This window comes from Rhodococcus sp. Q, from assembly GCF_005503035.1.
GTDB lineage: Bacteria > Actinomycetota > Actinomycetes > Mycobacteriales > Mycobacteriaceae > Rhodococcus_G.
On record NZ_SCOY01000012.1, the window covers coordinates 114,656 to 123,081 of the forward strand.

Consider the following 8,426-nt stretch of genomic DNA (forward strand, 5'->3'; position numbering starts at 1 on the left):
CCGCTGTTCGTGGTGCTTGCGGCGGTCGTGACGGGTGCTGCGCGCGTCACCACCCTCCGCCTGTGTGACCGAATGTGGCGTTCGGTCGGTTGAAGTGACCGAACGCCACATTCGGTCAACTGGGGTACATGGGTGAGGTGGGTGAGTGGGGTCGGCGAGCACGCCGCGAAGCTAGCCATCTGCCAGTCCGATCAGCGCCACGCCCAGGGCCGCATCGACCTCCCGTCGGGGCGACATCGGCAGTGTGTGGTGGCTCGCTTCGTTCACCGTGATGACCGAGATCCGCGGGTAGGTGCCGTTGATGCTGTCGGCGAGGCGTCGACTGTCGTGCACGCGACTACCGCCGGCAAGGATCACCGTCGTATCCGTTTGCAAGGCTGCGAGTTCGCTGGGTCGGGGGCGTTTCGGCACAACCACTTTCGCCGAGGGAAAGTGTGCGGAACCGCGTGCGAGAAGGTCGAGCCAGTCGCGGTCGACGGCGCGTCCGCGAGTCTCCCAGCGGAGAAACCCGCGCTGTCGATCCTCGGTGGGGCGAAGAAGGAGAGGGGTGGCGCGCGCGAGATAGTGTGCGCGCATTCCCGTGAAGCACGAATTGGGGTCGAGCAGGGCAAGCGTCGACACCCGTTCGGGACGACGCAGCGTGTGGGCCAGCGCGATCATCGCGCCATAGGAGTGCCCGGCGAGCGCGTAGGTGTCGAGACCGAGGCCTCGGATCACCGAATCGAACCACGACAGGAGGTCGTCGACGGTCCGGACCGGAGTGCCCACGGCCCTGCTGCGTCCGGCGTCACCCATCAGGTCGACGGCATGCACCAGATACCGAGCGGCGAGCGCACCTGCATTGGCGAACCACACCGTCGAGGTGGCGCCCGCCCCGGGCAGGAGGATCAGGGACGGGGAATCGGGATGGCCGCAGGTGTTCACTCGCGTGATTCCGTACTCGGATTCGAGGTCCGTGGATTCGACGGCGACGGGCCACTTGTCGAGAACTCGGTCGTAGGCGCGGTAGAAGGCGACTCCATCGCTGGTGGCGGCGAACTCGGTTGCGGACAGCATGCGCGGCACCCCTCGAATTTAGCTCGATGTATCGAGATTCTTGATTGATCGAGATAGTAGAGTGGGTGTCCCGATGTGTCGAGAGGGAGCTGCGATGGACGTGGACGGGGTCACCCGGACCGACGGGTCGATGGGCGTGGTGCACCAACTGCGGGCGCTCGTCGTCGATCTGCACCTTCTCGGCGCGGAGTTCGCGCGGGTGAACGGGCTGCATCCCACCGATGTCCGGGCGCTGATCTGCCTACTCGACGCGACGCGCGCAGGACGAGCGGCGACCCCTACCTGGCTCCGAGAGCAACTGCATCTGAACTCGGCGTCCGTGACCGCACTGATAGATCGGATGGAGAGGGCCGGTCACGTGGCGCGGCGCCGCGACGACGCCGACCGCAGGCGAGTCCTGCTCGAAGTCACACCGGCGGCAATGGAACTCGGTTGGTCCTTCTTCGGTCCGCTCATCGCAAGCGCGACCGGCACAGTGGATTCGTACACGCCGGCCGAACTGGCGGTGGTCGAGAGGTTCCTGGGCGACATGAGGCGCAGCGTCCTCGAGACAGGTGTCTCCGAGTAGGGCGGGTCAGTCGAGCGACATCGTCATGAACACACTGTTCGGATCGGGTCGATAGTCGCCGAACGGGGGACAGGGCACGAATCCCGAACGGGTGTAGAGCCGACGAGCAGGCGCGAAGAACTCCATCGATCCCGTCTCCAAGGAGACCCGTGCGATTCCGCGGCTCCTCGCGTCGGCCACCATGTGGTCGAGCAGGCTCCGCGCGATGCCGCGTCCGCGCAACTCGGGGTCGGTCCGCATGCTCTTGAGCTCCTCGTGTGAGTGGCTGACCTTCGCGAGGGCGCCCGTCGCGGCAATCGAACTCCGATGACGGACGACCCAGGCGCGGATGGACGGCTTGTCGAGGTCGGCAACGCTCAGCGCATGTTGACTTTCCGTTGGCGCAGTCGGGGCGAGGTCGTCGAGATGTGCGCGCAGGAAGGCGGTCAGTCGCGCGTCACCGAAGTCGGCGGGTTCGATCACGAGATCCACGGCTGAATTCTGCCCCTCTGGAGTGAGAACTCTGTCCACTTCTTCTGGCCGAATGTGGCGTTCGGTCAGGTGAACTGACCGAACGCCACATTCTGTGGAGCGGGCGTGGTTGGGGCGGGTGGGGGTGAGGGCGGTCAGCTTCCGAACAGCGGTGCGGGTTCCTGAGGGAGCGGCTGGGGCATGGGAGGCAGCGGCGGCTGAGGTCCGAATCCACCGTGGGTCGGGAAGGCGTTGTTGATGATGTTGTGGAAGTGGTTGAAATCCATGACCCATGTCTACGGCCCCGACCTGGGTGGATTGTGGGTACGGGCTGGCAGTTGGCTCCGGAATCGAGCAAGGTTGTCCCGTGGGCTCCAACGGGTGGGACCGATCGTCCCAGTTCGGGGCCTTTTCGTGACAGGTGGAAACGAATTTCCCGAATTCGCGTCGCGAGCCCATCGCAGGTCCATACGATGCAACGAAATGCTAGGCAGAACGCCCGTTTCGGTGGCCCCGGCGGACTTGTATCGGGGCGGTCGGCGGGCCGGTGCCTGCGTCCGTCGTCGTAAGGATGGTCCGTTGAAGCGCACACTTTCGAATCGACTCGTTCCCGCCATCGCGTCGCTCGCCGCAGCCGGACTGCTCGTCAGTGGCTGTAGTAGCAGTGATGCCGAGTCCAATGAGTCCGCCGCCACCGGTGAGCCCATCAAGGTCGGTCAGATCATCCCCATCGAGGCGCCGGGTATCTCCGTCGTGTCGCAGGCCAAGGGATTGACCGCGTCGATCGATGCCTACAACTCGCGTGGCGGCGTCAACGGACGCCCGCTGGAACTGATCCAGTGCGATTCGGTCGGCGACCCGAACAAGGAACTCGACTGCGCCGACAAGATGATCGCCGAAGGCGTCGTCGCCACTCTCGCCGACTTCACGCCCGCGTCCCCGCAGGCGGTGTCGGAAAAGCTCGCGACCGCCGGTATTCCGCGCATCGGCATGAACCCGATGAACATCGCGGACTTCACCGCGACGAACGTGTACACGCCGTTCGCGGGGTCGCTGCTCACCCTGTTCGGCACCGTCGACACCCTCGTCGCCGACGGCAAGACGAAGCTGACGCTGATGCGTCCCGACCTGCCGGTCGCCGCGATGCTGAACCAGTTCCTCGGCCCGTACGTCACCTCCCGCGGCGCTCAGATCGTCAACGAGGTCGCCGTCGGCGCCGGTGCCACCGACTACACCCAGTTCGTGGCCGCTGCCGAACGCAACGACGCGCAGGGCGTGATGATGGCGCTGACCGCGACCGAGTCGAACCAGATCGCCGAGGCGTTCAACCAGCTCGGTTCCAAGCTCAGCTTTGCACTGGCCGCGACCGGATTCACCCAGACCGACCTGCAGAATCTCGGCAACTTCGCCACCAGCTCCGTCTACACCAGCCCGGTGCCCGCTCCGTCGTCCAGCACCGAGGACTTCCCCGGCCTCGAGGAGTTCCTCGCCGACATGGAGGCGTCCGGGGACAGCGACCTCGAACGCTCGGAGATGAACGGCAACGAGATCTTCTCCTGGCTGTCGGTGCGCGCGTTCGGTGAGGTTGCACAGGGCCTCGACACCGTCTCCGCCAACGCCGTCGCCCAGGGCTTCCTGAACGCCAAGGACCTCGACATGGCCGGGCTCGTGCCGGCATGGACCCCGAACGCGTTCGAGCCCGTCGGGATCTTCCAGCGAGTGTCGAACTCGATGATGTACCGCCAGACGTTCGACGGTGACGTGGTTGTCACCGATCCCAGCCAGTACGACCTGCGCGCGAAGTAGCGCAGACAGCCCGAACAGGGAGCGGTGATGACGGAGTTCTTGCAGTTCGCCATCCTCGGGCTCGGGGCCGGATCGGCCTACGCCCTGCTTGCGCAGGGCGTGGTGCTGGTCTACCGCGGGTCCGGGGTGGTGAACTTCGCGCAGGGTGCGATCGCGATGGCCGCGGCCTACCTGTGCTTGGAAACCCTTCAGGGGGAGCATGATTGGCCGCTGTGGCCTGCGTTCGCCGCGTCCGTGGTGTTCGCCGCCGCGATCGGCCTGATCTTCCACCTGGCGGTGCTGCGATGGCTCGCGAACGCCGCTCCCATCGTTCGGCTCGCCGCGACCCTCGGTCTGCTGGTGATCCTGCAGTCGGCCGTGCAACAGGTCTACGGCTCGCAATCCAACCGGGTCCGGGCGTTCCTGCCCAACGACGCCTACCACTGGGGCGACATCGTCGTTCAGCAGGACCGGTTGATCCTCCTGGCCATCGCGATCGGCTCGACGGTGGTCCTGTGGGCGGGGACGCGCTTCACCCGAGTGGGCCTCGCGATCACGGCGGCGGCCGAGAACGAACGCGCCGCCGCCGCACTCGGATGGTCGCCGCAGCGCCTCGCGGCGTTGACCTGGACGGTCGGCGGTGGGCTCGCCGGAGCGGCAGGCATCCTCGTCGCGCCGCTCACCGGACTGACGCCCACCGCGTTCGTCGTCATCGTCACCGTGTTCGCGCTCGCCGCGGCGCTGCTCGGCGGGTTCACGTCGTTCCCGCTGACGCTGCTCGGCGGACTCGTACTCGGTGTCGGTGAGAGCCTGGTCGTCCTGTACCAGGACTCGATTCGCGACTTCCTGAACATGCCGACCCTCAGCGGGATCAACCGTGCGGTGCCGTTCCTCGTGATCCTCGTGGTCCTCGTCGTCCGCGGTAAGGGTCTGCCGCTCCGCAGTCACGTCTCCGACCGACTGCCGCGTCTCGGGTCCGGCGTCATCCGCTGGTCCGGAGTCGCCGTCGCCGTCGTGATCGCCGCCGTCGCGATCGCGTTCAGCGGCGACTGGTTGCGGTCGCTGACGCTGACACTCGCCGCTGCCGTGTTCCTGCTCTCCATCGTCGTCCTCACCGGATACGCGGGGCAGTTGTCGCTGGCGCAGTACACCGTCGGCGGGTTGGGAGCACTGATCGCGGCACGCCTCGTCGGGCAGGCCGGGTGGTCGCTGATTCCCGCGGCGGTGGTCTCCGTGGCTGCCGTCGTCGCGGTCGGCGTGTTGTTCGCGCTGCCGGCCCTCCGTACTCGCGGTGTGAATCTCGCCGTGGTGACGCTCGGGCTCGGGTTCACCGTCCAGGAGATGGTGTTCGGTAACCCGGCGCTGACGGGCGACAAACTCGACAATTCGGTGCGCATCCCGAAGCTGACCATCTTCGGGCTCGACGTGACGGCGGCCCGATACCCGGAGCGGTGGGCGCTGGTGTGCCTCGCGGTGCTCGTGGTGGCCGGACTGATGGTCGCGAACCTGCGCCGGTCCCGGACCGGACGACGCCTCATCGCCGTCCGGACCAACGAACGCGCCGCGGCCTCGCTCGGTATCAGCGTCTTCGCGGTCAAGATCTACGCCTTCGCGCTCGCCGCCGGCCTCGCGGCCGTCGCCGGAATCCTGCTCGGACTCCGGAACAGTGCGGTCACCTACGTCGAGTTCAACGCCTTCGCCTCCATCAACGCCGTGGTCCAAGCGGTCACAGGTGGTCTCGGGTTCGTCATCGGCGGTGTCGTCGGCGCGATTCTGGGGCCGGGCGCGATCCTGAGCCGACTGCTGTCGGACGGTTCCGGGAGCGGCGCCGTCGCGACGATGATCGGCGGCATCGTGCTGATCGTCATCCTGCTCACCAATCAGAACGGTATCGCCGACATGCTCTCGCGGGCCGGGACCGCGATCCGCAGGATTCCGGTCCTCTCGGCGCTGCCCACGCGCGCGAAGAAGTCCGGTGCGCACGATCTCTCCTCCGACGAGGACGATTCGACGGTTCCGGCGTCTCCGCTGACGGTGCGTGGTCTCGGGGTTCGGTTCGGCGGTGTGACCGCCGTCGACGGTGTCGACCTGACGGTGCAGCCGGGACAGGTCGTCGGGCTCATCGGACCCAACGGTGCCGGGAAGACCACCGTCATCGACGCGATCACGGGGTTCGTCGCGCCCGCCGCGGGTCGCGTCGAGCTCGGGACCGACGACGTCACCGGGTGGTCCACTGCCCGGCGGTCCCGTGCCGGGTTGCGGCGGTCGTTCCAGTCCCTCGAACTGTTCGAGGACATCACCGTCGGTGACAACATCCACGCGGGCTCCGACGAGGCGACCAGGTGGAGTTGGCTCACCGACCTCGTGTGGCCCGGCAGACGTCCGTTGCCTGCGGGCGCGTCGACCGCTGTCCGGGACTTCGAACTCACCGGCGACCTGACGGCCATGCCCGACCAGTTGCCCTACGGCAGGCGGCGGCTCGTCGGCATCGCACGCGCGGTCGCGTCCGGCCCGTCGGTGATCCTGCTCGACGAACCGGCCGCGGGACTCGACGAGGCGGAGAGCCGCGAACTGGCGCAGTGCATCAGGCGCCTCGCCGATCGTCGCGGCGCCGCGGTGCTCCTCGTCGAGCACGACATGGGACTGGTGATGTCCACGTGTGATCGGATCGTCGTCCTCGAATCCGGTCGTGTCATCGCGGAGGGCACGCCCGACGAGATCGCGGCAGACGCCCGGGTCCGCGCCGCGTACCTGGGAACCGACGACGAGACGACGGGGGCACTGTCATGACCGCGACGACATCGGAGGCCGCGGCGGGCGAACTGCTGCTCGACTGTGCCGGGCTGAATGCCGGATACGGGGGAGCGGTCGTGTGCCGTGACCTCGACATCCAGGTCCGGGCGGGCGAGGTGGTCGCGTTGATCGGAGCGAACGGCGCGGGCAAGTCGACGACCATGTTGACCGTCGCAGGCGAGATCGCACCGCTCGGAGGGACGGTGAGCGTCTTCGGATCCGCGGACCGCGCTCCGTTGGCGACGCGCGCTCGACGCGGACTGAGCTACGTCACCGAGGAACGATCGGTGATCATGGGGCTGACCACCGCCGACAACCTGAAGCTCGCCGGGGTGTCCGTCGACGCGGTGTGCGGAATCTTCCCCGAACTGCGCCCGCTGCTCACGAGGCAGGCGGGGTTGCTGTCCGGTGGTGAGCAGCAGATGCTGACGCTCGCCCGGGCACTCGCCCGTGAGCCGCGACTGCTACTCGCCGACGAGCTCTCCCTTGGTCTGGCTCCGCAGATCGTGGCGCGACTGCTCGCGGTGGTCCGGTCGGCCGCGGACGAGCGTGGCGTCGGTGCCCTGCTCGTCGAGCAGCACGTCCGCCAGGTGCTGAAGGTCGCCGACCGTGTGTACGTGATGCGGCGGGGTCGGGTGATCGCCGAGGGGACGTCGGCGGAGATTGCTGCTGATCTGGAATCGGTGCAGCGCGCCTATCTGTCGACAGCGGCCGACTGAGGAGGCCGCCCGGCCACCCCGACCGGTTCTGGTCGAGTCGTGGCCGGGTGCGCCCGTCAATCAGTTGAACTCTTGTACGGTTGACGCGTCGAACCGGGCACCTGTCGATGGTCACGGGTGTGCAGCGAGAGGTGCAGTGGGAGTGGTTGCGAAGTCGTCCGTCGTCCGGGTGCCGAAGGCGGGCGAACTGGTTGCCGCGAGTTTGCGACGCAGGATCATCACCGGGGAACTGAACGCGGGTGACCCACTGCCCAACGAGGCCGCGCTGATGGAGCAGTTCGGGGTGTCGCGTCCGACACTGCGCGAGGCGTTCCGGATTCTGGAGTCCGAGTCCATCATCACCGTTCTTCGTGGAGCGCACGGCGGGGCGAGGGTGCTCGCTCCCGACTCGTCCGGAGCCGCTCGATACACGGGGTTGCTGCTGCAGTATCAGGGCGTTCCCCTCGTCGACGTCTACCGTGCCCGGGCGTCCCTCGAGGTGACTGCGGTCGGCACGCTCGCCGACGGTACCCACGACGCGGAACTCGGAACCTTCGCCGCCCTGCTCGAGGCGGGGGCGGATCTGATGGAGGATCCGGAGGCATTCGCGCGTCACGACGTCGACGTCCACCAGGCGCTCATCGATCTCGCGGGCAATCAGACACTGTCGGTGTTGTCGGGAATGCTCGTGCACATCATCGACGCGCACAACGACCTGTTCATCGCCTCGAAGGGTGACGACCTCGAACATCCGGCGGCGGAGCGGGCGCACCGTTCGTACCTGCGACTGCTTGCGTTGATGCGAGACGGTGATCCGATTGCAGCGCAACAGTTCTGGCGCAAGCATCTCGATGCGATCGAGAGGGTCATGCTCAGTGACCCGGAGACGACGCTGGTCGAGGTGCTGTCCTGAGCGTGTACGCCGCGACGTCCTGACGGCACTCGGTCTTCAGTTCGGAAGCGGAATCACCAGCGCAGGCAGTCCCGGCAACTCGACGCGGATCTCCGGCGGCGGAGCTGGCGGTTGCGGCACCACGACCGGCGCAGGCGGTGGTGGCTCGGGTGCGGGCGGAGGT

The 8,426-nt window shown here is 67.3% G+C and carries 8 protein-coding genes; 5 read left to right on the forward strand and 3 right to left on the reverse strand.

Features of this window, described 5'->3' with window-relative positions; translation table 11 throughout:
• Nucleotides 1-171: 171 nt before the first annotated feature.
• Nucleotides 172-1,056, reverse strand: a complete 885-nt coding sequence (locus FFS72_RS14250; protein ID WP_171018679.1) for an alpha/beta hydrolase — start codon at nucleotides 1,054-1,056, stop codon at nucleotides 172-174.
• 94 nt (nucleotides 1,057-1,150) lie between these two features.
• On the opposite strand from FFS72_RS14250, the gene FFS72_RS14255 reads away from it, so the two are divergent.
• Nucleotides 1,151-1,624, forward strand: coding sequence for a MarR family winged helix-turn-helix transcriptional regulator (locus tag FFS72_RS14255; protein ID WP_212744355.1), 474 nt, complete (start codon nucleotides 1,151-1,153; stop codon nucleotides 1,622-1,624).
• A 6-nt stretch (nucleotides 1,625-1,630) separates the two neighbouring features.
• Here the strand turns inward: FFS72_RS14255 and FFS72_RS26480 are convergent, their stop codons facing one another.
• Nucleotides 1,631-2,095, reverse strand: coding sequence for a GNAT family N-acetyltransferase (locus FFS72_RS26480; protein ID WP_171018680.1), 465 nt, complete (start codon nucleotides 2,093-2,095; stop codon nucleotides 1,631-1,633).
• Between the two features lie 134 nt (nucleotides 2,096-2,229).
• Nucleotides 2,230-2,361, reverse strand: a complete 132-nt coding sequence (locus FFS72_RS26970) for a hypothetical protein (protein WP_283235415.1) — start codon at nucleotides 2,359-2,361, stop codon at nucleotides 2,230-2,232.
• Nucleotides 2,362-2,653: 292 nt separating this feature from the next.
• On the opposite strand from FFS72_RS26970, the gene FFS72_RS14265 reads away from it, so the two are divergent.
• The 4 genes from FFS72_RS14265 (at nucleotide 2,654) to FFS72_RS14280 (ending at nucleotide 8,263) form a co-directional block, all read left to right on the forward strand.
• Nucleotides 2,654-3,880 (forward strand): ABC transporter substrate-binding protein, encoded by a 1,227-nt coding sequence (locus tag FFS72_RS14265; RefSeq protein WP_171018681.1) that lies wholly within the window; start codon nucleotides 2,654-2,656, stop codon nucleotides 3,878-3,880.
• A 27-nt stretch (nucleotides 3,881-3,907) separates the two neighbouring features.
• Nucleotides 3,908-6,649, forward strand: coding sequence for an ABC transporter permease subunit (locus FFS72_RS14270; protein ID WP_137874535.1), 2,742 nt, complete (start codon nucleotides 3,908-3,910; stop codon nucleotides 6,647-6,649).
• A complete protein-coding gene (locus tag FFS72_RS14275) occupies nucleotides 6,646-7,371 on the forward strand; it encodes an ABC transporter ATP-binding protein (RefSeq protein ID WP_137874536.1) in 726 nt (241 codons plus the stop codon). The genes FFS72_RS14270 and FFS72_RS14275 overlap by 4 nt, the downstream gene beginning before the upstream one ends.
• 136 nt (nucleotides 7,372-7,507) lie before the next feature.
• Entirely contained in the window at nucleotides 7,508-8,263 is a 756-nt protein-coding gene (locus tag FFS72_RS14280; RefSeq protein WP_137874537.1) for a FadR/GntR family transcriptional regulator, read from the forward strand.
• Nucleotides 8,264-8,426: the final 163 nt, after the last annotated feature.

What these genes read in the sequence shown, in the direction of transcription:
- FFS72_RS14275 (WP_137874536.1), top strand. Translation starts at nt 6,646, where the DNA reads ATGACCGCGACGACATCGGAGGCCGCGGCGGGCGAACTGCTGCTCGAC.
- FFS72_RS14270 (WP_137874535.1), top strand. Translation starts at nt 3,908, where the DNA reads ATGACGGAGTTCTTGCAGTTCGCCATCCTCGGGCTCGGGGCCGGATCG.
- FFS72_RS14255 (WP_212744355.1), top strand. Translation starts at nt 1,151, where the DNA reads ATGGACGTGGACGGGGTCACCCGGACCGACGGGTCGATGGGCGTGGTG.
- FFS72_RS14250 (WP_171018679.1), bottom strand. Translation starts at nt 1,056, where the DNA reads ATGCTGTCCGCAACCGAGTTCGCCGCCACCAGCGATGGAGTCGCCTTC.
- FFS72_RS26970 (WP_283235415.1), bottom strand. Translation starts at nt 2,361, where the DNA reads ATGGATTTCAACCACTTCCACAACATCATCAACAACGCCTTCCCGACC.